This is a genomic window from Verrucomicrobium spinosum DSM 4136 = JCM 18804 (assembly GCF_000172155.1).
Lineage (GTDB): Bacteria > Verrucomicrobiota > Verrucomicrobiia > Verrucomicrobiales > Verrucomicrobiaceae > Verrucomicrobium > Verrucomicrobium spinosum.
In genome coordinates, this window is record NZ_ABIZ01000001.1 from 5014342 (window position 1) to 5040358 (window position 26017).

The 26017-nt window shown below is 58.3% G+C and carries 19 protein-coding genes, 2 tRNA genes and 3 rRNA genes; 4 read left to right on the forward strand and 20 right to left on the reverse strand.

The genetic code is table 11. The annotated features are described in order from the left end of the window. Nucleotides 1–1512: 1512 nt before the first annotated feature. From rrf to VSP_RS20290, 5 genes are all read right to left on the reverse strand, one after another. Nucleotides 1513–1628, reverse strand: a 5S ribosomal RNA gene (rrf, locus tag VSP_RS20270). Between the two features lie 161 nt (nt 1629–1789). Continuing rightward, a 23S ribosomal RNA gene (locus VSP_RS20275) occupies nt 1790–4640 on the reverse strand. Between the two features lie 136 nt (nt 4641–4776). Continuing rightward, nucleotides 4777–4853: transfer RNA gene (locus VSP_RS20280), tRNA-Ile, on the reverse strand. 44 nt (nt 4854–4897) lie between these two features. Beyond that, nucleotides 4898–4973: transfer RNA gene (locus tag VSP_RS20285), tRNA-Ala, on the reverse strand. Between the two features lie 168 nt (nt 4974–5141). Beyond that, nucleotides 5142–6680, reverse strand: a 16S ribosomal RNA gene (locus VSP_RS20290). The 16S, 23S and 5S rRNA genes sit together here with 2 tRNA genes alongside, the layout of an rRNA operon. Before the next feature lie 1277 nt (nt 6681–7957). Between VSP_RS20290 and VSP_RS20295 the strand changes: the two genes are divergently transcribed. Further along, a complete protein-coding gene (locus VSP_RS20295; RefSeq protein WP_009962984.1) occupies nt 7958–8266 on the forward strand; it encodes a hypothetical protein in 309 nt (102 codons plus the stop codon). On the opposite strand, the gene VSP_RS20300 is transcribed toward VSP_RS20295, so the two are convergent. Further along, a complete protein-coding gene (locus VSP_RS20300) occupies nt 8256–10406 on the reverse strand; it encodes an adenylate/guanylate cyclase domain-containing protein (RefSeq protein ID WP_198141199.1) in 2151 nt (716 codons plus the stop codon). The genes VSP_RS20295 and VSP_RS20300 overlap by 11 nt on opposite strands. Before the next feature lie 157 nt (nt 10407–10563). Here VSP_RS20300 and VSP_RS20305 point away from each other — a divergent pair, with 157 nt between their 5' ends. Together VSP_RS20305 and VSP_RS20310 are read left to right on the forward strand one after the other, a co-directional pair. Further along, complete coding sequence (locus VSP_RS20305) at nt 10564–11544, forward strand: hypothetical protein (RefSeq protein WP_009962986.1); 981 nt, start codon at nt 10564–10566, stop codon at nt 11542–11544. Nucleotides 11545–11581: 37 nt separating this feature from the next. Then, on the forward strand, nt 11582–13828 hold the full coding sequence (locus VSP_RS20310; protein WP_009962987.1) for a FecR family protein: 2247 nt from the start codon (nt 11582–11584) through the stop codon (nt 13826–13828). A 179-nt stretch (nt 13829–14007) separates the two neighbouring features. Here VSP_RS20310 and dnaE read toward each other — a convergent pair whose 3' ends face one another. Together dnaE and VSP_RS20320 are read right to left on the reverse strand one after the other, a co-directional pair. Further along, nucleotides 14008–17475 carry a DNA polymerase III subunit alpha gene (gene dnaE, locus VSP_RS20315; protein ID WP_009962988.1) on the reverse strand — a complete coding sequence of 1156 codons (3468 nt, stop codon included), beginning with the start codon at nt 17473–17475 and terminating at the stop codon, nt 14008–14010. A 134-nt stretch (nt 17476–17609) separates the two neighbouring features. Then, nucleotides 17610–17945 carry a hypothetical protein gene (locus VSP_RS20320; protein WP_009962989.1) on the reverse strand — a complete coding sequence of 112 codons (336 nt, stop codon included), beginning with the start codon at nt 17943–17945 and terminating at the stop codon, nt 17610–17612. 215 nt (nt 17946–18160) lie between these two features. Here VSP_RS20320 and VSP_RS20325 point away from each other — a divergent pair, with 215 nt between their 5' ends. Continuing rightward, nucleotides 18161–19237 (forward strand): tyrosine-type recombinase/integrase, encoded by a 1077-nt coding sequence (locus tag VSP_RS20325; protein WP_009962990.1) that lies wholly within the window; start codon nt 18161–18163, stop codon nt 19235–19237. Here the strand turns inward: VSP_RS20325 and VSP_RS20330 are convergent. The 12 genes from VSP_RS20330 to VSP_RS43130 all read right to left on the reverse strand — a co-directional run bounded on the left by VSP_RS20330 (nt 19173) and on the right by VSP_RS43130 (nt 26009). After that, nucleotides 19173–20036 carry a tyrosine-type recombinase/integrase gene (locus VSP_RS20330; RefSeq protein WP_009962992.1) on the reverse strand — a complete coding sequence of 288 codons (864 nt, stop codon included), beginning with the start codon at nt 20034–20036 and terminating at the stop codon, nt 19173–19175. The genes VSP_RS20325 and VSP_RS20330 overlap by 65 nt on opposite strands. After that, nucleotides 20033–20317 carry a BrxR family helix-turn-helix transcriptional regulator gene (locus VSP_RS44085; RefSeq protein ID WP_484600325.1) on the reverse strand — a complete coding sequence of 95 codons (285 nt, stop codon included), beginning with the start codon at nt 20315–20317 and terminating at the stop codon, nt 20033–20035. The genes VSP_RS20330 and VSP_RS44085 overlap by 4 nt, the downstream gene beginning before the upstream one ends. After that, on the reverse strand, nt 20314–20787 hold the full coding sequence (locus tag VSP_RS20340) for a hypothetical protein (RefSeq protein WP_009962994.1): 474 nt from the start codon (nt 20785–20787) through the stop codon (nt 20314–20316). The genes VSP_RS44085 and VSP_RS20340 overlap by 4 nt, the downstream gene beginning before the upstream one ends. Nucleotides 20788–21135: 348 nt before the next feature. Further along, on the reverse strand, nt 21136–21558 hold the full coding sequence (locus VSP_RS36460) for a TIGR02594 family protein (RefSeq protein WP_009962996.1): 423 nt from the start codon (nt 21556–21558) through the stop codon (nt 21136–21138). A 17-nt stretch (nt 21559–21575) separates the two neighbouring features. Then, nucleotides 21576–22037, reverse strand: a complete 462-nt coding sequence (locus tag VSP_RS20355; RefSeq protein ID WP_232289498.1) for a DUF1353 domain-containing protein — start codon at nt 22035–22037, stop codon at nt 21576–21578. Between the two features lie 79 nt (nt 22038–22116). Beyond that, nucleotides 22117–22389 carry a hypothetical protein gene (locus tag VSP_RS20365; RefSeq protein ID WP_009963001.1) on the reverse strand — a complete coding sequence of 91 codons (273 nt, stop codon included), beginning with the start codon at nt 22387–22389 and terminating at the stop codon, nt 22117–22119. A gap of 3 nt (nt 22390–22392) precedes the next feature. Then, nucleotides 22393–22572, reverse strand: a complete 180-nt coding sequence (locus tag VSP_RS20370) for a hypothetical protein (RefSeq protein ID WP_009963002.1) — start codon at nt 22570–22572, stop codon at nt 22393–22395. Beyond that, nucleotides 22556–22864, reverse strand: coding sequence for a hypothetical protein (locus tag VSP_RS20375; protein ID WP_009963003.1), 309 nt, complete (start codon nt 22862–22864; stop codon nt 22556–22558). The genes VSP_RS20370 and VSP_RS20375 overlap by 17 nt, the downstream gene beginning before the upstream one ends. Then, nucleotides 22861–23106 carry a hypothetical protein gene (locus tag VSP_RS20380; protein ID WP_009963004.1) on the reverse strand — a complete coding sequence of 82 codons (246 nt, stop codon included), beginning with the start codon at nt 23104–23106 and terminating at the stop codon, nt 22861–22863. Before VSP_RS20380 ends, VSP_RS20375 begins: the two co-directional genes overlap by 4 nt. Beyond that, nucleotides 23103–23225 (reverse strand): hypothetical protein, encoded by a 123-nt coding sequence (locus VSP_RS43640; RefSeq protein WP_009963005.1) that lies wholly within the window; start codon nt 23223–23225, stop codon nt 23103–23105. The genes VSP_RS20380 and VSP_RS43640 overlap by 4 nt, the downstream gene beginning before the upstream one ends. Nucleotides 23226–23249: 24 nt before the next feature. Beyond that, on the reverse strand, nt 23250–24803 hold the full coding sequence (locus tag VSP_RS20390) for a hypothetical protein (protein ID WP_157210981.1): 1554 nt from the start codon (nt 24801–24803) through the stop codon (nt 23250–23252). 30 nt (nt 24804–24833) lie between these two features. Beyond that, nucleotides 24834–26009, reverse strand: a complete 1176-nt coding sequence (locus VSP_RS43130; protein ID WP_198141200.1) for a hypothetical protein — start codon at nt 26007–26009, stop codon at nt 24834–24836. Nucleotides 26010–26017: the final 8 nt, after the last annotated feature.

Consider the following 26017-nt stretch of genomic DNA (forward strand, 5'->3'; position numbering starts at 1 on the left):
GCCCCCACTCCCCTGCTCTCACCTCACGGTACGAGGAACTCACAAGCGCCACCAAAGCGGCGATTCTCGCGCGCATTCCCAAAGATGCTTCGCATCCAGGTGCTGGAAGCCTTGGGTTCTTTTGAAAGCTCCCACGGCTTTCGACATTGAATGTCCAGCATCTTGGCCACGCATTCCAGCCTGCCCGGACATTCATCTGTCGCGACGCCCCCCACTTTTCAACCACCCCAAAACAGCGGTGTAGTTGTCGACGTAAGGAGGCACTAACTGAAGCGTCTGCGGCATGATTCTCGCCTTCGAACACCAACCACCCAGTGCTCCGCCCCCAACCGGCCGAGCGGACACCTTGGACCCTTGCCCCTTTCCCAGCCACATCACCAAAGACCGTGAAATTTGTGCCAGCCAAGGAACCTGGGGTGGTGAAGCATAGACTGACAGGCTTCAGATGGCCTGTGCCCAGGAAGCTCGGGGAGCGCACGCATCCTGCGTGCTGTTTGCGGCATCTTGCCGCGAACGTCAGTCAGCGCATGACATCAGGTCCGACTGACGTGGGTGTTTTGATGGCGATGGGAAGAAAGCAGATGCTATCGGCCTTCCCACCTGATCGTCCTCTGCGGGGGGACCCAACGTTGACTCGTCCCGCCTTGCGGGACTCGTCCAACCACTGGGCTGTGCTACAAATCCCCTTCGGGGATTGGGGATTAACTGACGGACTGAGCAGGAGTTGGTTTCTTGGTAGCCCCCAATGCGCGAGGTGGGTCGATCCTCCTCACGTCGGCAACTGCATCGGCATTGGAAGCTGGCAGGCAGAAGGCACATCCCAGACCTCTTGTTTGCTGAGGCAGCCTGAAGAGCTTGTCCGCCGCAAAGGCTTGAACAACCGTCCCGGTGCTTGTTCCCGCGTCCGCCAATGTCCCCAAGAGCCGGGACGGCTCTTCCACCTTGTACAAGGCATCCGCCCAGATCTCCAAACTGCACAACACCCCCAATACCTGGCGACGAAGTCGCTGTGGAGGGCGTGCGGGAACCGCCGCTTTTGCGGCCCTGGTGATCATCTCCCATCAGACGACTCCAACAGCGGCATCGGCCATCCCAACCTCGCGGCAGCGTCTTGGAGTGCTGGTGGCTCGACACCGCTTTCGCCGGCGGATGACAGGGACAACGAGGGTCATGGGCAGCCTGCTGATGATGCGGCCAAGCGGGAGCCGTTACGGGCACGCTGCTCCCCTGCTCCCATTCTCTGGTACGAGGAACTCACCAGAGCCGCCAAAGCGGCGGTTCCCGCACGCACTCCCAAAGATGCTTCGCATCCAGATGTTGTGGGTCCGGTAGTAGCTTGAGGATCAAACAGCCTCCGATGTCACCCACTCCAGCGCTCTCGCCCCACCCCTGACCTCAGGTCTGATGTCTGGCGTCTGGCAGTCTGATGTCTGCGTCCTCTCCCGCTTCGCGGGTCGCAGTACACAGACAAAAAAAGTCCCCGCCCTCTGGGTCGCAGAAGGCGGGGATTAACTCTGGCAACGATCTACTTTCACATGGCCTGTCGCCATACTATCATCGACGCTGAGGTGTTTCACTTCCGTGTTCGGGATGGGAACGGGTGGGGCCACCTCGCTGTGGTCACCAGACTTCTGTTTCGGTTGAGAGCTTCAAGCTCCAGGTGAAACAGCCTGTCTGAAGACTTCAGCGCTTCAGCGGTTGCAGTTATAGGTTGGGCTGGCGGCCCTGCCGGAGCAGGGTTCCCTGAAAACTGAACAAGGACAAATTAAGAGTGGTTGAAAAAGAATCAAACATCAAGACGATCGGATGATTAGTAGTGTTGAGCTGAATCGATTACTCGACTTGCACCCACACCCTATCAACGTGGTAGTCTTCCACGATCCTTCAGGGAGAACTCATCTTGGGAGAGGCTTGGCGCTTAGATGCTTTCAGCGCTTATCCTTTCCGTACATAGCTGCCCAGCTGTGCCACTGACGTGACAACTGGAACACCAGAGGTACGTTACTTCCGGTCCTCTCGTACTAGGAAGTAAACCCCTCAATTCTCCAACGCCCACGGAGGATAGAGGACCGAACTGTCTCGCGACGTTCTGAACCCAGCTCGCGTGCCGCTTTAACCGGCGAACAGCCGGACCCTTGGGACCTTCTCCAGCCCCAGGATGCGACGAGCCGACATCGAGGTGCCAAACTTCATCGTCGATATGAACTCTTGGATGAAATCAGCCTGTTATCCCTAGCGTACCTTTTGTCCGTTAAGCGACGGCAATTCCACATTAAACCGCCGGATCACTTTGGCCTACTTTCGTATCTGCTCGACTTGTAGGTCTCACAGTTAGGCGTGCTTATGCCAATACACTCAACACGCGATTGCAAACCGCGCTGAGCACACCTTCGCGCTCCTCCGTTACTCTTTGGGAGGATACCGCCCCAGTAAAACTGACCGGCTGCCATGGTCTCATGCCCTTTATGGGGTTACAATTAGACTCGCCAATACCAAAGGGTGGTGTCTCACTTTTGGCTCTGCGGGACCCGAAAGTTCCGCTTCACAGCCTCCCACTTACTCTGAGCATTGAAATCAGCGAATCAGTGACAGCTTACAGTTAAGGTGCATAGGGTCTTTCCGTCCTTCCGCGGGTAGGCGGCATCTTCACCGCCACTACAAATTCACTGAGCCCCTCGTTGAGACAGCGGTCAACTCGTTACACGATTCGTGCAGGTCGGAACTTACCCGACAAGGAATTTCGCTACCTTAGGACCGTTATAGTTACGGCCGACATTCACGGGGACTTGGGTTCAAAGCTTCGCCCCGCTTTCGCGGGACTAACATCTTGCCTTAATCTTTCCGCATTGGTCACGTGTCACATCGTATACATAGACTTTCGTCTTCGCACAATGCTGTGTTTTTGATAAACAGTCGGTTGACCCCTTTCACTGCGACCCACCGAGGTGGGCATCCCTTCTTCCGAAGTTACGGGACTAGATTGCAGAGTTCCTTAACGAGGTTTCACTCTTGCGCCTTGGTATATTCTACCCATCCACCTGAGTCGGTTTCTAGTACGGGCGGCCCTGGGAACATCATGAAGCTTTTCTAGACGGATCATTTGGAAACGCGGTCAGGCCGAAGCCCTTCCTGCCAAGTCAATAAGGTCTGTTTCCTCCTTCTCCGTGGTCTAACATGACTTAACCAGAGCCGGTGCAGGAATATTAACCTGCTTTCCATCGCCTGCGCCAGACGGCATCGGCTTAGGTCCCGACTAACCCTGGGACGAAAATCGTTGCCCAGGAAACCTTGGATTTACGGCGGGGTGGGATTTCACCACCCTTGTCGTTACTTATGTCTGCATCCTCACTTCTCAACACTCCACTTTCAGTCGCCATCCAGCTTCGATGCGTTGAGAACGCTCCTCTACCAAACCCCGGACCAAAATCCGGGGCATCCAGAGCTTCGGTATACCGCTTATCGCCAATCATTTTCGGCGCGAGATCTCTCGATGAGTCAGCTATTACGCACTGTTTAAATGGTGGCTGCTTCTAAGCCAACATCCTCACTGTCAAAGAAATCTCACTTCCTTTCCACTGAGCGGTATTTGGGCACCTTAGCTGCTGGGCTGGGTTGTTTCCCTTTCGACAATGAAGCTTATCCCCCACTGTCTTACTGCCATACTTCACCCCGGGGTATTCGGAGTTTGATTGAGTTTGGTAGGCGGGTGTGCCCCCTAGCTCATTCAGTGCTCTACCCCCCCGGGTCAGCATATGACGCTGCACCTAAATACATTTCGAGGAGAACCAGCTATTACGGGGTTTGATTAGCCTTTCACTCCTACCCACAACTCATCCGAGAACTTCTCAAGGTTCACCGGTTCGGCCTTCCACGTCGTATTACCAACGCTTCAGCCTGGCCATGGGTAGATCACCACCGCTTCGGGTTTGGCTCCTGTGACTATACTCGCCCTGTTCGGACTCGCTTTCGCTGCGCCTGCGTCCCAGAAGGACTTAGGCTCGCCACAAAAACCAACTCGCAGACTCATTAAGCAAAAGGCACGCCATCACCGGACAAGCCGGCTCTGACACCTTGTAAGCACATGGTTTCAGGTACTGTTTCACTCCGCTCACAGCGGTGCTTTTCACCTTTCCCTCGCGGTACTTGTTCACTGTCGGTCACCAGCTAGTATTTAGCCTTACGCCGTGGTCGGCGCCGATTCATGCGAAGTTTCACGTGTGTCGCATTACTCAGGAATTCCCTAGGCTGGATCAAAGTTTTCGGTTACGGGCCTTTCACCCTCTCTGGCGCAACTTTCCTGAAGCTTCACCTAACTCGATCCAATGCCACGTCGGGCTCCTACAACCCCGGAGGCAAAGCCTCCGGTTTGGGCTGTTCCGCTTTCGTTCGCCACTACTGACGGAATCACATTCGTTTTCTTTTCCTCAGGGTACTGAGATGTTTCACTTCCCCTGGTATGGCGTCGCAGCCCCTATGTATTGAGGGCTGCACGCAGCGGTATGAACCGCTGCAGGTTATCCCATTCGGAAATCTCCGGGTCAAAGCGTCTTTGCCGCTATCCGAAGCTTATCGCAGCTTAGCACGTCCTTCATCGCCTGCTGGTGCCAAGGCATTCACTATGTGCTCTAAAATACTTGATGCCTGTAGCCGCTGGCTTGCGCCAGCTTCAAATAAAAATTTATCTCTTTTTCGCTCTTAATCTGTCTTGTCCAGTTTTCAAAGAACCTCTCCGGTCCAGTGGCATTAATCAATTCTACACACCCATTGGTCACCAGATGGTGGGCCTGAATGGACTCGAACCATTGACCCCCGCCTTATCAAGGCGGTGCTCTAACCAACTGAGCTACAGGCCCGGTTTTCACCGGTCCCCTGCTTTAAAAGCACTCAGCAAGTCACATGGTGGAGGCATGGGGACTCGAACCCCAGACATCCAGCTTGCAAAGCTGGCGCTCTACCAGCTGAGCTATACCCCCTTTGGTGATGCGTGTGTATTGTCCCAAGCAAAAGCTAAGTCGTGCACTACACGTGAGGTAACTCACGCAAATATTTGAGCCTTTTAGCAGACCAGGTGTTCCGGCGAACCGGGCACTCTGGTCTCGACCTATCCAGTAAGCCGTGAGGGCTCCTGGAATACTCCATAGAAAGGAGGTGATCCAGCCGCAGGTTCCCCTACGGCTACCTTGTTACGACTTCATCCCAGTCACCAGTCTTGCCTTAGGGCCTTGCCTCCTTGCGGTCGGCGCGGGCACTTCGGGCGAAACCAGCTTCCATGATGTGACGGGCGGTGTGTACAAGACCCGGGAACGTATTCACGGTACCGTAGCTGATGTACCATTACTAGCGATTCCAACTTCATGCAGGCGAGTTGCAGCCTGCAATCTGAACTGAGCCCAGTTTTGAGGATTTCCTCCACCTCGCGGTTTCGGTTCACATTGTGCTGGGCATTGTAGTACGTGTGCAGCCCTGGGCGTAAGGGCCATACTGACTTGACGTCATCCCCACCTTCCTCCCAGTTGATCTGGGCAGTCTGATTCGAGTGCTCGGATTGCTCCGGTGGCAACAAATCACAGGGGTTGCGCTCGTTGCGGGACTTAACCCAACATCTCACGACACGAGCTGACGACAGCCATGCAGCACCTGTGCAAAGCGCGTATTGCTACGCTAGCCGGCTTTCACCGACGACACAGTGCATGTCAAGCCCAGGTAAGGTTCTTCGCGTTGCATCGAATTAAGCCACATACTCCACCGCTTGTGCGGGTCCCCGTCAATTTCTTTGAGTTTTAATCTTGCGACCGTACTTCCCAGGCGGCACGTTTAACGCGTTAGCTCCGGCACAGAAGGGGTCGAATCCTCCCACACCAAACGTGCACCGTTTACTGTCAGGACTACCGGGGTATCTAATCCCGTTTGCTCCCCTGACCTTCGTGCATCAGTGTCAGATACTGTCCAGGATCTCGCCTTCGCCACTAGTGTTCCTCTCGATATCTACGCATTTCACTGCTACACCGAGAATTCCAGATCCCCCTCCAGTTCTCTAGCATGGGAGTATCGGATGCTATTCGGAGGTTGAGCCCCCGGATTTCACATCTGACTTTCCACGCCACCTACGCACCCTTTACGCCCAGTGATTCCGAACAACGCTTGAGACCTCTGTATTACCGCGGCTGCTGGCACAGAGTTAGCCGTCTCTTCCTCTTGCGATACTATCAAATCCAGCGGAGTTACCCGCTCAAATCTTGCTCTCGCATGACAGGAGTTTACAATCCGAAGACCTTATCCTCCACGCGGCGTCGCACCATCAGGGTTGCCCCCATTGTGAATGATTCTCGACTGCTGCCACCCGTAGGTGTCTGGACCGTGTCTCAGTTCCAGTGTGGCTGGTCATCCTCTCAGACCAGCTACCCGTCGTCGCCTTGGTGGGCCGTTACCCCGCCAACTAGCTGATAGGCCGCGGACCAATCAGAAAGCGACAGGTTGCCCCGCCTTTAGTCTTGCGACCACATGAGGTATTAATCCAAGTTTCCCTGGGCTATTCCTCGCTTTCCGGTATGTAATCCACGTGTTACGCACCCGTTCGCCACTGAACAACCCGGTATTGCTACAAGATTATCCCGTTCGACTTGCATGTCTTATCCACGCCGCCAGCGTTCGTTCTGAGCCAGAATCAAACTCTCCGAACATTTGTCCATCCATCTCTGAATGAACGGTCCAATGCAAAGCATTGAACTAAATTGACTGGTTGTTTGTTATGACAACCACGCGCTGTTTCTCACACACGCGTAGTACACAACTTAGCTTTTTCTTGGTTCAAACTAAACCCCAACCCTTGCGGGCCGTTTAGTCTGATTAATGCTGCCAAAGATCGTATTCTGATTCTCGAAGAATGCCGCAGTTGCCCGCGTCGCTCTTTTTGTCTCAGCCGCTCGTTTTCGGTGCGGGTGTTGATACTACCCCACATCCTCTTTCCGTCAACAAGTTGAGGCTCTTTTTTTGAAGATTTTTGCGGAGTTTCCGATCGCCTCAGCCTCTACGTAGGCATTTTCTCGATCAAACTCCCCATTCGATTGCAAAATTTGGGCCAGTTGCCTGATCGTAAGGAAGATCCAAATGCTGGGAACAGCCTCAGTTCGGGTGGAAATCACCCTTCTTGGGACCCACTTTACCCGCTTGAAGACGGTTTGAGGCGATCGAGGCGGCGACCCGTTGCCATTTCGCCTCCCGAAGTCCCAAACCGAGGCTCAACGGGCGGCGTAGTTTCCTAATCCGGGAGTTGAGCCCTCTGGGAGGGCAACACCCGGCCGATTGAGAATCCGCCACTCACCTGAGCTCCTCCCTACCTCATCGGGAAGTTGGCTTGTCGACTTTGACGATCTGATGGTGTCCCAGCCCGGTTTGCCCGATGCCGGAGGCATCAAAGCCATTAGCCGTATGGTTGAAGGAGCGTAGCGACTGATACCTCCGGAACATCAGATTCCGTATTGCATCCCGGAGCGGATGCCAGCGACGTCGCCTCCGGCATCTCAACTTCCCTGGAACACTGTTCCCATTTTAATCGGTTATTGACGCTGTAGAGGAGAATGAGGCGGGATCTCGCTTCCAGGCTGGTTCCCGGAGTGGCTGGGACGTTCAGTGGGAAAGGCGACACATTTCCGCCGCCAATTGCCGATCTCTTCCACCCGCCCCCCCACAAAGTTAACCCAAAATTTTGCAACACTCGCAACAACTGCAACACACCTCCCCACTGCGGAAGCGCCTCTGCCGTACTGAAGCCCTGAAAAAGTTGGAGTTTTCTTCGATCAGGAGAACCCCGGCTGAAACAGTGCCCCTAACCCCTCGTTTTTATCAACGCAGATTAAAGATTCCAATCGAAAGAAAAGAGTATTGACACGTTTCCGCATCCCTTCTTAGGCTCATGGAAACGGCCGTCCGTTACAAAAAACAATAAGGGGGAACAACCATGCATGTGACCATCCGCCGCTATAGCATCCACCCGGGATCAACCCAGAAATTGATCGATCTGATCAATGAGGAGTTTCTTCCCACGATCAGCCAGGCCCCGAAGTTCATCGCCTACTACGCGGTGGATGAGGGGGACGGAGACATCAGTGCCGTGAGCCTCTTCGAGGACGAGCAGAGCGCAATTGCCTCGAACCATCTTGCCGCCACCTGGGTGATGAAGAATGTGGCCGCCCTGATCTCCCAGCCGCCAAAAATCATTTCTGGTGAGGTGGTGGCGATGGCGGAGTCTGGGATGACTATTTCTTAGTCATCTCGTACACGCCGGTCCAGTTCTCCGGCGGGTTCTTGATCAGGTGTTCGCAGCGTTCTTGATACACATGAGTGAGGGTGTCCCCCAACCCCTCGTCTGCAGCCTGGTTGAAGCGCCCCAATGCCTCGGTGAAGCGGCCGTCACGGTACGCTTTGACACCGTCCTCAAACGTCTCCAGCCCCGGCGGACGTTGCGTTCCATTCTCACCCAGCACGGCGAAAACCGCTGTCGGAACCTTTTTCCCTTTAACCTGCACGAGATCGGCAGACCGGAGCAGAAATGCGTCTCCCAGCTTCGAGCGCACCGCCTCGCTGACCACCAGATCCACTCCGTACTCCTTGGTCACCCCCTCCAGACGTGAGGCCAGATTGACCCCGTCACCAATGACGGTAAGGTCCATTTTTTCATGCGGGGAGTCACATCCGATGTTGCCCGCCACGACTTCAGCCTGGTGAATCCCAATTCCGATCTGGAAGGACGCAATCCCGCGTTCCTTCCATTCGTTGTTCAGCTTTGCAAGAGACGCCCGCATCGTCAGCGCGGCACGCACTGCATTCACCGCATTGGCTTCGTCCCCGTCCGAGCGGACCGTGCCCCAGAGCGCCATCACGGCATCACCGATGAATTTGTCCACGATCCCGCGATTCTGCATCACCGCCGCCACCATTTGATTCAGGTACTCGTTGAGCTGCCTGACCATGTCTGCAGCTTCCATCGACTCAGACATCGAAGTAAACCCGCGCACATCTGAAAACAACACTGCCACCACCTTCTTTTGCCCTTTGAGGGTGGTGTAAATGCCGTCCCGGTCTCTCATCATCTCCTGTACAAGTTCGGGCGAAGTGTACCTGGCAAGGAAGCGCGATAGTTTACGAGTCTCACGCATCTTCAGGTAATAGTCGGTGGCTAACCCGGTAAGGCCACAGAGATTGAGCGCCAGGCCAAACGGTATCGGCGAGACTTCTGTACTCAGGTGGTCGAATGCCCACGCACCTCCGTAATACATACCCACGGTGGCTGCGATCAGCCCCGTCAGGATGATAAAAGGCTGCCGGACCCCCACGATCAGCCCCCAAGCCCCCACGACGCCTGCGCCCAAGGATGCCAACACCCACCACCAGGGGCCAGGTCTGAGAAACTCTCCAGCGAGCAGCGCCGTCAGGACGTGCGCATGCAAATTCACCCCAGGCATGTCCCCGAAGGGCGTACGCTGGAAGTCCTGCAACTGGGACGCGACCCCCCCCACCATCACCACCTTGTTGTTGAAGACCGCCCCCCCTGAGAAATTGTCCTTCCAGAATGAATCAACGAACACTTCATGCAGGGACATCGCCTGGTAGGCATCTTCGCCGGTGAACCGGAAGGCCACCGGATTGGGAACCCCGTCAGTACTGCCCGGCCGCACGCCTTCTGCCAATACCCTTGTGACGTGCGGAAGTGGCCGCTCCGTCGGATCCGGCAAGCCCGCTTCCCCCAAGAGGAGACGCTCGGCCACATCTGACGTGATGGTGGGATAGAGCGTGCGCACGACGTCATCGCCGAAGGTGAAGAAGTTCAAGCAACCGACCTGATGCTTTGCCATCCCGTCAGGACCGATAACCTCGTCCACCGGAGCACTCAGCCGCAACTGGGTTGTCAGGCCCTTGATCAAGTCATATTTGGCCCCCAAGACGAGCCTGCCGGAGTATTTCTCCACGGCCTCACGCAAAAGTTGATCATCCTCCGGATTGGAGTCCTTTCCGATGAAGGCGAGGTCCAGGAATACCATCTTCGCGCCCGCCCCAAAAAGACGATCTGCCAGGTTTGCCCAAACCCGCCTCGGATAGGGGTACCGCTGTTTCATGTGTTGCAAAGTTTGCGACACTTCGAGGTCTTCTGGCCATAAAGAGTCCAGCTTGATGCTGGCGTCATCGATCCCCAGTATGACAATGTCCTCACGAACGAGAGTTTTTCGCCCCTTGATCTGATAGTGATCCAGAACGAACCGGTCGCGTGCATCCAACGCAACTCGACTCCAGGAAATACTGTAGGCCGCCGCCAGAACTCCCGCCACACCGAGCATGAGCGACAAGACCAACCACTGGCTCGAGGTTACCGAGGTGAAAGTATGACTGCTCTGGGGACGTTCTTCAGGCACAGGCGGAGGTGGAGCAACTGGGGTGGAAACTCGCAGAAAGCGTTCCATTCCATGCTGGACAACGCCAAAAGATTTTCCTAGTCTTGTCATACTGGCACACTTTGCGCGAGTCCCAATTTTCATTTAGCCAGAATTTCTTTTCATCACCTCCTCAAACATGACCCACTCCCCCTCTCCCAGGGCACTTTGGATCTCCGCCATTGCACTCGGCCACATCGGCACCGCAAGTTTGCAAGCCCAAACGATCATCGATCCTGCCAGAGCCTCGGCCGTCGTCCCCACCTCCCCCTCGAACCAACGAGAACTGAGCGCGGCAGAAAGCGCGGCCTCCACTGGCCTGGAGGAAGAGAACGACTACGCCCCCGCCACCCCGGGCGATGACGACCTGGGCCAGCAACTCATCCTCAAGCGGAACGAAAAAGTCCAGCCGTTCCGTGCCTGGTTTGACACCGCTGCATACTGGACGGACAACGCGGCCAACGTCAGTCAAGGCGAGATCGAGGACTGGTTTCTCACGGGTGGGGTGAACCTGGCCTGGCAGCAGCGCCTGCGTGGCCGCTACTACGGTGATGTGTACTTGGGACAGCGCATCTACCGCTATGATGAACTGGATGCCCTCGACTATGAGGATGGCCAGGTGTCAGCGGGGTTCCTCGTCCTGCTTCCTGAGGTGATGAATTCCATCTTTCATGTCCACTATGGCTATCAGCGCATCACCCAGGGCATCGATGATGACCCCATTTACCAGGCCCACACGCTGCGCGTCGGCCTGCAAAAGACCTTTTTGATCAACCGGCTCAACAGCCTCTACGTCAACGCCACTGCTGCACTGGCACTGGATACGGAGCCTGACATCCTTGCCCGTCACGAGTACAGCACCTCAGTCGGCTACAACCTGAAGATCACCCGGGAGCTGGCATTCTCCCTGTCGTACCGGCTGTCCTACTTTGACTACTACAACCTCCAGGGGCGCGAGGACTGGTATCACAACTGGGGTGCCGGTCTCACCTGGCAACCCTGTGACTTCGTAGAGCTCACGGCCAGCTACAATTTTGGGCTCAACCGCAGCAATCTGGACGTCTTTGAATACGAGGCCCAGCTTGCAGGCCCGTCAGTTTCCCTCAAGGTCAAGTTCTGACCGGCAACCCAGCCTTCCTCCCGCCCCTCACACCGCCATGAATACCATCACCCGCACCCTGCCCCTGGCACTACTGGGCAGCGCACTCCTGTTTCCCGCAGGTCTATCCGCCGCCAGCTACACCAAGGCGGAAGTCACCCGGCTGCACAATGAGGTCAAGGTACTCAAGGAGAACGCGGCCCCGCGTGAAGCTGTTGTCGGAGATGAAATCTCCTCCGTCACCTCCGTAGCCACAGGTGCAGCCTCCCGTGCGGAACTCAAATTTCCAGACAACTCCCTAACCCGTCTGGGTGCCAATTCCCGGTTCACCATCCGCGGGGACAAGCGGACGCTGGATCTCGACCAAGGGGTCATGCTGCTCCAGGTGCCGAAGCAGATGGGTGGTGCCAAAGTCCGCACTGCTGCCGTGACCGCTGCCGTCACCGGCACTACCGTATTGTTCGAATACCTCCCCGGGGGCTTCGTAAAGCTTATCGTCATCGAAGGGGTGGTGGATCTGTACTTCAACAAGGAGCCCGGCAAATTCACCCACATCACTGCTGGTCAGATGATCATCATGAAAACCGACAGCAATCAGCTGCCGACCCCAGTGGATGTGGATCTCTCCCTCCTGCTCAAGACCTCGAAGCTCATCAATGGCGATGATGAGTCGATGCCGAACTTCATGGAGGTGGTGAAAGCCCTCGAGTTCCAGCAAAAGGAGCTCAAGAAGGGGGACCTCGTCGCCACTAACTTCGTGCTGCCTGGCCGGGGCACCTTGGTGGAGTTGTCCAACAACACGGCGTTGAATGTCATCAATACCATTGCAATCAAGGACGCCGCCCCCGGCGGAAACTCACCTCAGGGCAATGGTGGCCCCACAGGCAACAATGGGAACAACGGCGGCATCATTCCTCCTGATTACACGGGTGAGGTGCCCCTCATCGTCGGAGCCAGCTACCTGGGGGACAACTCCTTGGTGGAGACCAATCCCCACGTGACAGTGCATAACAGCCAAGGCGAGGAAATCCGCTTTGCCGGGCAGGTTTACAATGCCAAGTCGGACCGCACCTCCAACCGGGACTTCACCCTGTTCCCGCTCTTCACCTTCGGCAAACTAGAACCGGTGGAGAACCTCAACTTCAAAAAGTTCCTCACCAACACAACTGACGAAGCGCCCACCAAGGAAAGCGAACTCTGGGCGGTGTTCAAGTTCGAGAACTTGGTGGTAAACGGCACGCCGGAGTTTGACTTCCCCATCTACACCTTTGTCGATGGCCCCGCGTTGGAGGATCCCATCCGCAATGTCATCTTTTCCGCCCAGAAGGATATCCTCTTTGCTGCCCAGTACGCACCAGGAACGGAGCCCCCTTACTGGTCCGAAGACGACAACGCCTTTGACCTGAGCTACAACTATGACGTCGAGAAAGTGGGCTTTTACTCCCAAGATGGCAGCATCACAGTCAATGAAGGTTTCGACGTCAAAGGGGGGAATCAGGACATGGCCTTCGTCGCCAGGGGCCTCGCTTCCGACGTCAACCTCTACGGGCGCGTGAGTACCGAGGGAGACGTGCTGGTGAGCGCTGGCCAGGACATCAACATCACCTATCGGCTCAGCGGAAACTTCATCGACGCTGCGGCCGGACGTGACATCAACATTTCCAACGGCGCACGAGTCAAGGCCACCCAAGGCATCGATTTGCGGGCCAAGGGGTCGATCAATGTGGCCGACACCAGCACCCTCAAGCTCATCTGCGCCAATGAAGACGCTGTCGTCAAACTCCTTTCCCAAGGCGGGAACATTAACATCGGCGATGAAAACGAAGGACTGCCCGCATCATGCAGAGCCGAAATAAAAGGTCCCATCATTGACATTGAGGCACTTGCTGCTGACGAGGTGAATGGCCAGATCAGAATCTTCAATTCCAACGTCACCGCGTCCAATATCCTAAGAGCAAGGACCATGAGCCCCAATGGGTGGATCACCATCGGCAACAGCTCCCTCTCAGGAACCAATGCACTTAAGCTGTACGCAGAGGGCGCCAATGGGGGCATCGACTTCGTCAGCAATACAACCCTCAACGGCAATGAAGTTCACATCGCGGGCCGCACCGTCCGCGTGTCCGAAGGCGTGAATGTCGATATCACCTCCGGCAATGCCAACGTGTACGCAGATGAGGCCAAGCGTCTCTTCCGGGTTAACGGGGTAGGTGCCAGCCACGGCAGCATCAATGTCAATGGGGGCAGCGGCACCCTGAACGTGAGCTCCTTTGAGTCGAAGCCTGCCTACAAGTCGGGGCCCTAGCAGCGGATGATGGACAGCCCGCAGTGTGGCGAAGCATAGCGGGCTCCCAGGCCACCCATAGCCCCGCCATTGGCCAAGAGCGGGGAGGGCACCTCCGGCAGGCGGGGCGGTTTTGCACCATTCCGCACTATCGGTAGCGATGCCCGCCTCTCGCCCGCCGCGCCCCCCCTCCCCTCCCCTTACCTCACCCACGGCTGCAACGCCTGCTGCAGCTGAGCATTCACCTCCACATTCAAGGAGCGGCCCACGCGGAGCACGGCCTCCTCACCGGAGGCGGTCATGATGCGAAGCTGGACCGGGGTTTCCCCAGGGTGATCCGTCAGGATCTTGTGAATGGCATCGAGGTCCTTGGGACCGTGCTTGAGCACATCCATGTACAGGGCCAGGGGCTTGGGTTTGCCATTGGGCTTCTCTGGTTTGACCGGCTTCAGCGGCTTTACCTCCTGCACCGTCATGCGGATGGTCTCCGAGCGGGAATCCTTCTCGCAGCGCCCCTTCATGCCGATGACCCCGCCTTCCACCAGCAGATCCTTGAACTTCTCGTAACCTTCGCTCCAGGAAATAACTTCAACCGTCCCCGAGAAATCTTCCAGGGCGAAGGTGGCGAAGGCGCGGTTGTCCTTCTTGGTGTACTTCACCTCCAGACGCTGGATCAGGCCGGCAACGCGGAGACTGACCCGCTCCTCCTTCACCTCCTGCACATCCGCGATGCGGGTGATGTACTTGCTCTCGTAAATGTGGCGGTAGTTGTCCAGCGGATGACCGGAGACGAAGAAGCCAAGCAACTCCTTCTCGAAGGCCATCAGCTCCTCCTTCTTCCATGGCGGCGGGCCAGCAGACTTGGCAAGAGTGTTCTTCGTCGCCCCCATCGTGTCATCGTCAAACAGGCTGACCATGCCCGCCTTCCTCTCCTTCTGCCGGCTTGAGGCATTAGAGAGCACTTCATCCAGCACGAAGCACATGCCAGCACGATCCTGCCCGGTCCAGTCGAACCCGCCCACCTTGATGAGCGGCTCCATGAGGCGCTTGTTGATCATCCGCGAGTCCACCCGCGCACAAAAGTCCTCCAGGCTGGTGAAGGGTCCGTTCTTCGTGCGCTCGGCAATGGCGGCGGCCATGGCGGCCTCCCCCACGTTCTTCACTGCAGCAAGGCCGTAGCGGATGGCATTGGGCACGTCACTGCCCTCGATGCACTCCGGCGCAAACTTGAGCGAGCTCTTGTTCACATCTGGTGGCAGGATGGTGATGCCCATGCGCTGACACTCGGAGACGAAGCCCGCCAGCTTGTCAGTGCTGTTGACTTCATAGGAGAGCACAGCCGCCATGAACTCTACCGGATAGTTCGCCTTCAGGTAGGCCGTCCGGTACGTCACAATGCCGTAGGCGGCCGAGTGCGACTTGTTGAAGCCGTAGCCGGCGAACTTCTCCAGCAAGTCGAAGATATCGTTCGCCTTCTTCGCGGGGATCTGGTTGGTCTCACCGCAGCCCTTCACGAAGATCGTGCGCTGCTTCTCCATTTCTTCCGGCTTCTTCTTCCCCATGGCTCGGCGGAGCAAGTCAGCCGCCCCGAGTGAGTAGCCCGCCAGCAGGTTGGCCGCCTTCTGCACCTGTTCCTGGTAGATCAGAATGCCGTAGGTTTCCTTGGAAACGTCCTCCAGCAGCGGGTGGAGATACTCCACGCGCTGCTCGCCCTTTTTACGCTTGATGAAGTCCGGGATAAGGTCCATCGGGCCTGGACGATAGAGGGCCAGCAGAGCGATGATTTCCTCGATCTTGTCCGGCTCCAGCTGCCGGCAGGTGAGAGCCATGCCACCAGATTCCATCTGGAACACTGCGATCGTCTCGCCCTTCCTCAGCATCTCATAGGTCGTCTTGTCATCCAGCGGCACCGCATCCAGGTTGAAGTCAGGAAATCTCAACCGGACAAAGTCCACGGCATCCTTGATGACCGTGAGCGTCTTCAGCCCCAGGAAGTCCATCTTCAACATGCCGACGTCCGTGAGCGGGCCCATGGCAAACTGGGCCACCACTTCCCCTTCACTGCCCCGCGTCAGCGGAATGAAGTTGTCCAGAGGCTGGTCACCGATAACGATGCCCGCCGCGTGAATGCCGGCGTTGCGGGTCATGCCCTCCAGGAAGGTGGCATACTGCCAGAGCTGCTGGGTGCTGCTCTCGTTCTCCAGCGCCGCCTTGAGCTCGGGGTTTTTCTCAACGGCAGACTCCAGATCGATGTTCAACTCCGTTGGGATCATCTTGGAGAGCCGGTCGGCATCCCCATAGCTCCAGCCCAGCACACGCCCCACGTCACGCACCACGCTCTTAGCACCCATGGTGCCGAAGGTGATGATGTGACTCACAGAACGCTCGCCGTAGTGCTGCCGCACATACTCGATCACCTCCGGGCGCCGGGTCTGGCAAAAGTCGATGTCAACGTCAGGAGGCGACACACGTTCCGGGTTCAGGAAACGCTCAAAGATCAACCCGAAGCGGATGGGGCACAGGTCGGTGATCCCGAGCGAGTAGGCCACCAGAGAACCGGCCGCCGATCCACGGCCTGGCCCCACAGGGATGCCGTGGTCACGCGCCCACTTGATGAAGTCCCACACGATCAGGAAGTAGGACGTGAAGTTCATCTTGTTGATGATGCCCAGCTCGTAGTCCAGACGCTCCCTCAGCATGGCATCATTCATGGCACGCTCCTTCCCATAGCGGAAGATCATGCCATCCTCGCACAACTGCCGGAAGTAACCTTCCCGGGTCTGCCCCTCCGGCGGCGGGAATTGGGGATACTTCTCAATGCTGGAGGCATCCAGCTTCAGCTTGATGTTGCACTTCTCCGCAATCTCCAGCGTGGTATCGCAGGCCTCCTCAAAGTCCTCAAACAGCTCTCGCATCTGCTCGGCCGTCTTGAAGTAAACCTCCGGGGAGTAGTGCAGCCGCTTTTCATCGTGCACGTTGGCCGCGGTTCCTATGCAGATCATGACATCATGAGCCTCATGGTCCTCCTTGTTCAGGAAGTGGACGTCGTTGGCTGCGACCATCTTCAAGCCGAACTCTCTGGAAAACTCCCGCAGCTTCAGCATGCAGCGCTGCTGCTGGGCCATGCCGTGATTGTGTAGTTCGAGGTAAAAGTTGTCCTTCCCGAAGATGTCGATGAATTCCTGCACCGTCTTGCGGGCCTCATCCTCGCGGTCGGTGAGGATGAACTCGTTGATCTCACCGCTGATGCAGCCGCTCAGACAGATCAGGCCCTCGGAGTGCTTTTTCAGCGCCTCCTTGTCCACCCTCGGCTTGTGGTACATGCCGTCCAGGTGGGCCAGCGTCACCAGCTTCACGAGGTTGGCATAGCCCTCATTGTTGGCCGCCAGGAGGGTGAGGTGCGAACTGCGCTTCCGCCCTGTCACATCCTTCTTCTCCCACATCGATCCGGGAGCGAGGTAGATCTCACACCCAATGATCGGCTTGATCCCCGCCTTATTGGCCTCCTGGTAGAACTCAATGGCTCCAAAGAGGTTGCCGTGATCCGTCATGGCCACCGCCGGCATCCCCAGCGATTTGGCCTTCTTCATCAGGTCAGGAATCCTCACCGCCCCATCGAGCATCGAGTATTCCGTGTGCAGATGTAGATGGACGAAAGAAGCAGACATGTCCCTTTGAGATAGGACAGAAAACAGGTCCGCGCAAGGCTCCCGGCCCCGGAACTAAATTCAAGTTTTCAGGCCACCGCCGCCCACATGAACCAGTACCATCCGCCCCGGGCCTCCGCCGCAGGCACCGCGGCCTAGGCCATCTCAGCCTTCCCTAAAAACTCCCACTCCATTCCGTTTTTCCAGTCCGGATTCCCCTGGGAAAAGGAGGTGAACTTCCGGACAATCTCGCCAGCGCTGAAATCACGTTTTGCCCGGAATTGCTGGGCACTGGAATCTTGGTGCGCCAGTTCAAACCCAACGTCACGATCCCCACTGGCCTGCAAGAAAGTACCGTCCTCCAACTGATCAAGAATCAGGAAAGCATCCCCTTCCCGGGAATCGAGCGCAAACACAGCCTCTCGAATATCCCGCTCCGTCGGATTTTCTACGCTGACGCCGCCACAAATGCCAAGCGTGTATCGTTTCATACCAGATCAGGGGTGTGATTATGCCTCCAGTAAAGGCAACGTTTTGAGTAAAACGATTATGTGAGGATTTTGTTGTGACGAAATACATACATTTTTTTCAGTCCTCATACTCAACACCTTATAATTTTTCCGCTTGAAGAATTCCCTTTTTGGTCGTGCTATTACTGCTATTCCACCCCGGTTTAGCACACTCCGTTTAGCACACAACCCCCTCAATGGAAGGCCTTTATCAGCGCGGCAAGGTCTGGTGGCTACGGTTCACCCCAGCCCCAGGCGCAGCCCAGCACCGACAGTCCTTGGAGACCCAAGACGAGGCCGTGGCCATCGTCAAGGCCCGCGAGGTCCAACAGCGCGCCAGCACCCAGATGCGCGCCCAGATGCAGGAGTGCCCCGCAGAGCGCGACCGATACCTGGCGGTCATGCACCGGGAACGGGAGCTGACAGAGAGCACCCTCAAATTCCGAAAAGCCGCCATCAACCACCTGGTGAAGTTCACCCAGGCCACCACACCCCGGCAGATCACCCCCCGGCAGGTCAGCGCATGGGTGGACGCCTTGAAGAAGCAGAACCCAGAGACGGCCATCAACTACCTCTCCGTGGCCCAGTCCTGGTTCAGCTGGCTCCAGCAGGGGTTTAAGATCAATTCCAATCCCGCCAGCCAGGTCAAGCCCCCGAAGAAGCCCACGAAAGGACGAAAGCAATTCCTGCGACCGGAGGAGGCCCGCAAGCTCATCACGGCCGCCACAGGGGATCGGGATCTGACCTTTGCCCTGTACTGCGCCCTTCACGCCGGACTCCGGAGGAAGGAGGTCATTGAGGCCCGCCCCTCCTGGTTTGACCTGGACGCCGGCCTGCTCCACGTCCAGGCCACCCCCACATTTGTCCCCAAGGACAAGGACAACCGCACAATCCCGCTCACCAAGGAGTTCCGGGAATGGCTCCGGAAGAACTACACCATGCAGGAGCCCTTCATGCTGTCCCCGGAGCGCACCCACGGGAAGAGCCCCTACCGCTACAACTTCGGCCGAATCTATGAGCGGCTGCTGGAGAGGGCGGGACTGTCCGCGAATTTCCACGATCTCCGGCGCACCTTCGCGTCCCTCCACGTCTCAAAGGGCACCAGCGTGTACAAGGTAGCCCAGTGGCTGGGGGACGGCGTGGTGGTCGTACAGCGCACCTATGGCCATCTCCTCCCCCAGGACGACCAGATTAACGACATCTGGGAGACTACCCCGCAGCCCGCCGCGCCCGATACGAAGCCCGAAAGTACTCCTTCGCCTCAGCCTTCGTAGCCACGCCATCATAGTGTGCCGCCAGCGTCCTGATTTTGTAGTGCCCTAGAATCCGGCTGCACATGGCCGCATGCCCCGTCCAGGCGGCGTAGTAGGTGGCAAACGTATGCCGGAAGATGTCGTGATGCAGCTGCACCCCCGCCGCCTTTCCCGCCCGCGCCCGCTCATGCACGTAGCGGTACACGGCAATGACGTCGTCAGATCCCGGCATCACCCGCCCCTCCGCTTTAGCCAGAGGCTTGAGCAGCGTCCAGATGATGGCGGGAATCCCCTCAATCATGCGCGCCCGGCGGATCTTGGAGACCCTGGCAGAAATGCGTATCCGCCTCTCTGAGACCTGCACATCCCTCCACTCGATCCGACACATCTCATACGGCCGCAGTCCCGCATACAGGCCAAGGACGCATCCTGCGCGGTATTCCTCCCGCACGGCCGCGAGGAATCGCACCGCCTCATCTGGAGTCCAGTAGCTGATGGACCGCTCATCCGTCAGAGCCGCCGACGGCACCTTGCCCACGTGGAAAGTTAGCTTGAGCACCTTCACCTCCCTCAGCCAGCGGAAGAATGCTTGCGTCAGTAGCGCGTGGTTCCGGCTCTTCTTGGCGGCCAATGCCACGATTTGCCCGTCCGTCACCCGCCGCACCAGCTTATCCCGCCACTCCCGCTGCATCCACCTGGCCCACACATGCCAATTCGTCATGGTGGCAGGCCGAAGATTCTTCGCCACCCTCGACTCGATGAAGTGGGGCACCAGGTCCCCCACCGTCTTCAGCCGGCGCAACTCAGCCCCGTCAATCACGCCTCACCCTCCTTCCCAAGCGCAAGGGCGATGATCGGTGACGGGATCTCCAACCGCGGAGTCACCCCTTGCTCCCAGCGGTAGCACTTCCCCCTCAGGTCATACCTCAGGCACCCGGGATGCTCCTCAAGCAGCGCCTGGATATCAGCAGATGCTTGCGCCTCCGACACGTCAAAGGCCGCCATCACGTCCCTTCTCTGGATACTCCCCCGGGCATGACAGGCCCGCTCAATCCAGGCCCGCCGTACGCGGGCCGCCCATCTGTCGCGGGAGCGGTTCACTTGCCCACCCCCATCCCTTCGATTTTACCCACCGCATCCGCCAACTCCTCAGGCCAGTAGCAACGTTCAGACCACACTCTTTGCACCGTGCCGACATCGATAGGCTCCCCATCCGTCCAGCGCTCAGGCACCAGCGCTACGTAACCGGAGCCCATCATCATCAGGCCCACCGCCACCCAACCGCCCGCGACGGACGGAGCCATCCCCGCCCACTCCGCTTGCTTTGCCGTGAGGGTCACCAGCTTTTTCCCAGCGGGCACCACCACCGGAGCGAGGATTCTCGCCCGCAATTCCGCACGTTCACGCTTCTCCCGCGCTTGCCGCTCGCGGCACTCTTCCGCCCTCTTCTCCATCGCCACCTCATTCAGCGCCGCCTGATAGGCGCGCTGCGCATCCTTGGTTTCCGCAGCGGCCGGGGCTTTCCGTTGCAGTTCAACGGCACGATCTTTCAGTTGAGCAATAGTCTGCATCTTGCAATCTCCTATGGAGTTCATCCCGGGGCCGCCGGGGCGGATCAGTAATCACTTGCTGATGTGAGTAGAATAACTACCCAGTGAAGTTTTGCAATACAAAACTTCAGTCTTTCTTCTCAGCCGTCTCTCTGGCAATCTTTTCCTGTATCGCCTCCACAAGCCAGGCCGCGAGCTTTATTCCGCGCTTGCGGGCGCAGGCCACGGCTTTCCCCTTCATGCCACTGGGAGCGCGCAGAGAGAAAGAGTCCCCATGAGATTCCTCTGGGGACTTAGCTGCGAACTTGTTGCCTTCCGGTGCGGCCATGAGCGCCACACATAGCCCGATGCGTTTAGTTTTGCAACCCATCACGCCTCCCGCCTGACGCCTTGGATGACGGAGGGTGGGAATGGCGCAATGCTCACCCGGTTCCCCTGGTTCCCGCCCAGCAGGTACACCCGGCCGCCTTCGAGCCGGTCAAACAGGGCCACATGGTGGCCGCCGTCCCGGGATGTCACGACAGTGTCTCCGCGCTTGGCGTCCTTGAGCTTTACCTCCTGGCCCCACTCCAGCCACTTGCGCGCACGATAGTGCTCCTTCGGCACCCCGGTGCCACACCAGAGCCCCAGGTACCCACGGAAGATCCCGCACCAGGCCGTCTTACTATCATCCTGGTCCAGCCACGAAGGGGCTGTCTTGAACATCTCCGCAATCAGCGGGTTGGACTGTTGTCCGGGGGTTTCCGCGACACCGAGGTAGCGCAGGGCAAGGTCGTAGATTTGCTGACTCATACAAGCCAGCCCCAGTGTCAACCCTTCCAGCTCATCCACCCGCCCAGCCTCACCCCCAGGTACATGATTCGCCGGCGACGTTTCCCCACCCCGCACTCCCGCAGCAGCCGGGCAAAGAGCCGGTCCGCTTCCTCCCGGGTCCACACGTGGGCGGCATCTTTCCAGCCAGCAGTCTCCCACCCAACGCCTGGAGACAGCACCCGGTGCACGCCCGCCGGCAATTTCCCGGCATGCCTATATAGATAGTCATGCGCCACGGCCGCCGCACGGTGCAGGCCGTCCGGGGTGATCCCCGTCAGCGTCCACAGCAGGCGCGGCACGCTTGCACCGTCCAGGCAGAATCCACGCGGCACCACCAGGCACTGCCGGGTACCGTCCGGGAGATCCCAGACATACCGCCACGGGCGGATCAGTCGGTACCACGATCCCTCACCAGGTATCCGTACCGGAATCAAGATCGGCTGAGTCGGTGAGCTCACCGGTCTTGGATGTCGTGGATCGTGTACAGCCATGCTAGGGCGAGGAGGATGCAGCCGATGGCAATGACGAGGAGCCAGTTCATCTCCGACGAAGCAAAGCGTCCCCAGCAATGACGGCCATGAGAAACAGCGCAAACACTGCCACTAGGCAGAGCGGCCCGAAACACGGGATCAGCCAGCAGAGCAACGCAAAGCCGCCATAGGTGATGCCTCCAGGCGCGTGGCCAACCATGGGATTCGCCACATCTGGTGCGGCCCATGCATCCCACACCGCCCCACCAAGGCAGAAGATGAGGAAGGCAATCACAATGCCGAGCAACCAACCGCCGAAGATTTTAGAGAGTGGTTTCATAGGTTATTTCCCACTCCTTTTTACAGGGTCCAACGTCACACCCACGCCCACCGGCTGCCCCTGCGGGGTGACGTAGTTCAGGCTATAGGTCCGCTTGTAGCCGTCCAGGTTCTGGCAGCTCGCCAGTGCCAGGCCGGCCCCAATGCAGACCCCGATCCAGATTGTCTTAAGGGTGCTCTTCATTTTCCGCTTTGTGTTGTTTCCTCTTAGCGTGATCCTCTTTCCCCTTCTCCCGCTCCGCCTTCAGGATCTTGTCAAGCTTCAGGTCCGCTTGCGGCCGGCAGGGTGATGCCGCGCAGCACTCGCACGCGTACACATGCTCTCCACGCACTCCCGCGCACGTGCAGTCTTGCGCGGGATCATACTGGCACTTCGCGCGGGCTGGATTAATGGAGTCCCGTAGCGCCTGCTTAGCCACCAGGGCCAGCCAGACCATCAGGCCAAAGGCAAAGAGGATGAAGGCGCGGACGATCATTGGCGGGGCATCTTTTCAGTTGGAGGATCGCGGAACATGCAGCCCGGCACCGGGCAGCGCTTCACCGCGTTGAGCGTACCTGTCGCGATCCCGTGCAGCGACTTCACTTCCTCCACTTCCTCCCGGAGTTCGTAGCGGTCCTTCTCACACTGCTCCTGCTTCACCCACATGAGGCGGCAGACATAAACGAGGCCTGATGTGACAGCCGTGAGAGCAGTGAGGAGCGCGTTTTCCAGGGTCATGGGGTAAATCCAGAGTCACAGATGAACTGTATGAGGTTGCCCAGGATCGCCACACACAGCCTGTCCCACCAGAGGAGGACCAGCAGGACGACCACCACAACGACGGCGAGCACCTTCATGCGCCCGCCGTCGTGTCAACTTCCTCACCCAATCCGGTGCGCCAGGATGCTCAGCTGCACCACCTCCAGATTGCCGACAGAGGGCGCCACCGACACATCACCGTACATGGCAATTCGGTCTCCGGAGCGCGGCGTCTCATACACCGATGCCGGCAACGCGCACGATCCCAGGCTGCGCGTCTGCGCGGAGGTCACCTGCGTGGGGAATGCCAGCGCGGTCCCCACATCCGCCTCCGTGTTGTTCAAGCGGTGGAACTTGAGCGTGATGGTCCGGGAGGTGGAGAACGTCGCGCCGGCCAGCTGGACGGTGGCTTGGCCAGACAGCAGCCAGATCCCAGGCAGAGGCAGCTCCACATACCCTCCCATTTGTTGCGGCGTCGCGTTGAGCGTAGATGTTGCGGCCGTACGGACGTAAGTCTGCACAGACTTCCGCAGCAGAGAGGAATCATAGTTGGGAGCCACTCCCAGATTGCTATTCTGATCGCCCAGAGTGGCCAGGCCATTGACCGTCAGGGTACCATTGCCACTGCCAAACGGGCTGATATTGGCACTGCGCACCTGCACCTCATCGTTCAGCGTAATACTCTTTCCCGGTTGCCCGGAGGCACCATTGGCAGACAGGTTTCCTGACACCCTCAGCGTGCCGTTCAACGTCAGCGAGGCATTTACGTTGAACAGCTCATCACTCGGATCTGAGATATCGATGATGTCCGTCACCCTGGCCACACCGCAGCCGATCACCGTCAGGGCAATTCCCTTCGCCGTAATCCGCCCCATGTCACCGCGCAGGGCCAGCGTCATGGTATGCGCCCCGAACTCTGAGGTGACGTAGTTGATCGTCAGATTCAGCTTGCCGGTGGAGGCATCATAACCCGGCTTCAGCTCCAGGAAGATGGACCGATAATCCACCTCATCCACCACCACCTCACTTTCATACGCTGCCAGGCCATTCACCCGCAGCGTGAAGAAATCCGAGGGCACCGCGGGAGTCGCCACCATGATCGCCTCCATGGCCGCCTGCATGGTCAGGAAGGGACGCGACGCATTACCCACCTGCCCCGTCTCATCGTCACCGTGCACATCCACCACGGCCGTCCTGCTCTCCAGGGACCCGTACCGTGCATCCAAATCCTCCCAGGGATCAGGAGCCAACACCAGAGGCGGGGCATCATCCGGCTGCACCACCGGTCTCTTCACGATCCAGTCCAAGATCTGCGAGAAGGTCGGGTGATCCTCCGCAGTCGGACGGTGACTGATCTGGAAGTACAGCGTCTTGTTCAGATCCGAGTCCTCCTCAAAGAGCGCGTCCAACACATCACTGCTCAGCACCAGCAAGCCACTGTAATAGCCCCTGTAGTCCTCCGGGAGCACCCACTCCGCGAGCACAGCCCCCGCATCCCCATCCAGGTCCGCTTTCAGCGTGGCCACCAGCAGCGAGCCGGGGAGCAGCAGCTCCGGCGTATCTCCACGGAAGCAGCGCAACCGCAGCTCCAGGCCCTCCCGGTGAAACAGGTTGTCCAGGGAATCAGCCCGCAGGCTGCCGTTGTTTAGGTCATAACTTAGGTTAATGGCGCGCATCAACGCCATCAGGTGTCAATCCCTCCTGGATCACCCCTCCACCCAGTCCACCGCATACATCGTCCCACTGCCCGCATGCGTGCCACCTTCACCCGGCGCTCCGTCCGAATAGATCACCCACGCCATGTCAGATATGACAGGATCTCCAGCCACCTGAACCTCATAGGTCCCAGGGGCAGATCCAGGGGAGACAGATACATCGCCCACAGACACCCCCAGCTCTGACGCCAGCGCCGCCAGGCCTTCCTCAGGGGATTCCACTTCGAACACTCCTATCTCCGCCCATGTGAACGGCCCAGGTCCGTCGTAGAGGTAGCCGAGAAGGATGTTTATTTCCCCAGTCCCGCCCGTCAGCGAGCCCGCCCCGTCGTACAGATGACCAGGCACCGGGCAGTCATCATCCCGCATCTCCGCCTGGTCATTCGCACTCGCACTGTATCCCGTGCCGGATCGGTACGCCTTGGCCCACACGCGGAAAGGCCCCTGGCCACGCGGTGCCGTGATGGCAAAGGTGCCATCCACCCCGTCGCCAGGGCTGATCGTGCCAGATTGAGCAATCTTCGGCCCCTTCGGCGTCCCATGGTGCACAGAGTAGAACCACAGCCCCGCCGGCGCATCCGTGGTGCCAGACAGCTCCAGGTTAAAGGAAAACTCATCCTCCACCGGAGCCTGGCTGGGGAGTCCACCCACCAGGGGAATGCACCCGCTCGTGGTCCTGGTCACCGTCAGCGTCATGTCCGTCTCAGTCGGCTCCGCCCGTTTCCGGCGAGGGGCAGGCTCTTCACCGCCGCCCCCTTCACTCCCACTGCCCCCGTTCGGGTTGTCGAAGCCCCCCGGCAGCGGGGAATCAGGATCTGAGGGGTAGTCACCCGGCCCACTCCCACCACCACCGCCAGATCCGCCACCGCCTCCAGAGCCTCCTCCACTTCCCCCCGTGCTCCCACCAGGCCCCGGTAGCTCATCCACAGGCGGTACCGTCACCGGCTCCTCATCCACCCCTTGCAGCGTCCAGTCACTAGCCCGCAGGTCATCAGCGACCACATCCGCAGCATGCACCACCCGCGTCGCCGTGGCCGTGGTGTAGTGGTACAGGCCGAAACGATAGGTCACCCAGGCCAGCTCATGCCCGCCCTCCGCGTTGTTCCAGCTCGCTCTACGGATCGCATAGCCCGCCAGGGCATAGCGCCTGGCCACGGGGAATCTCATCGTCACCA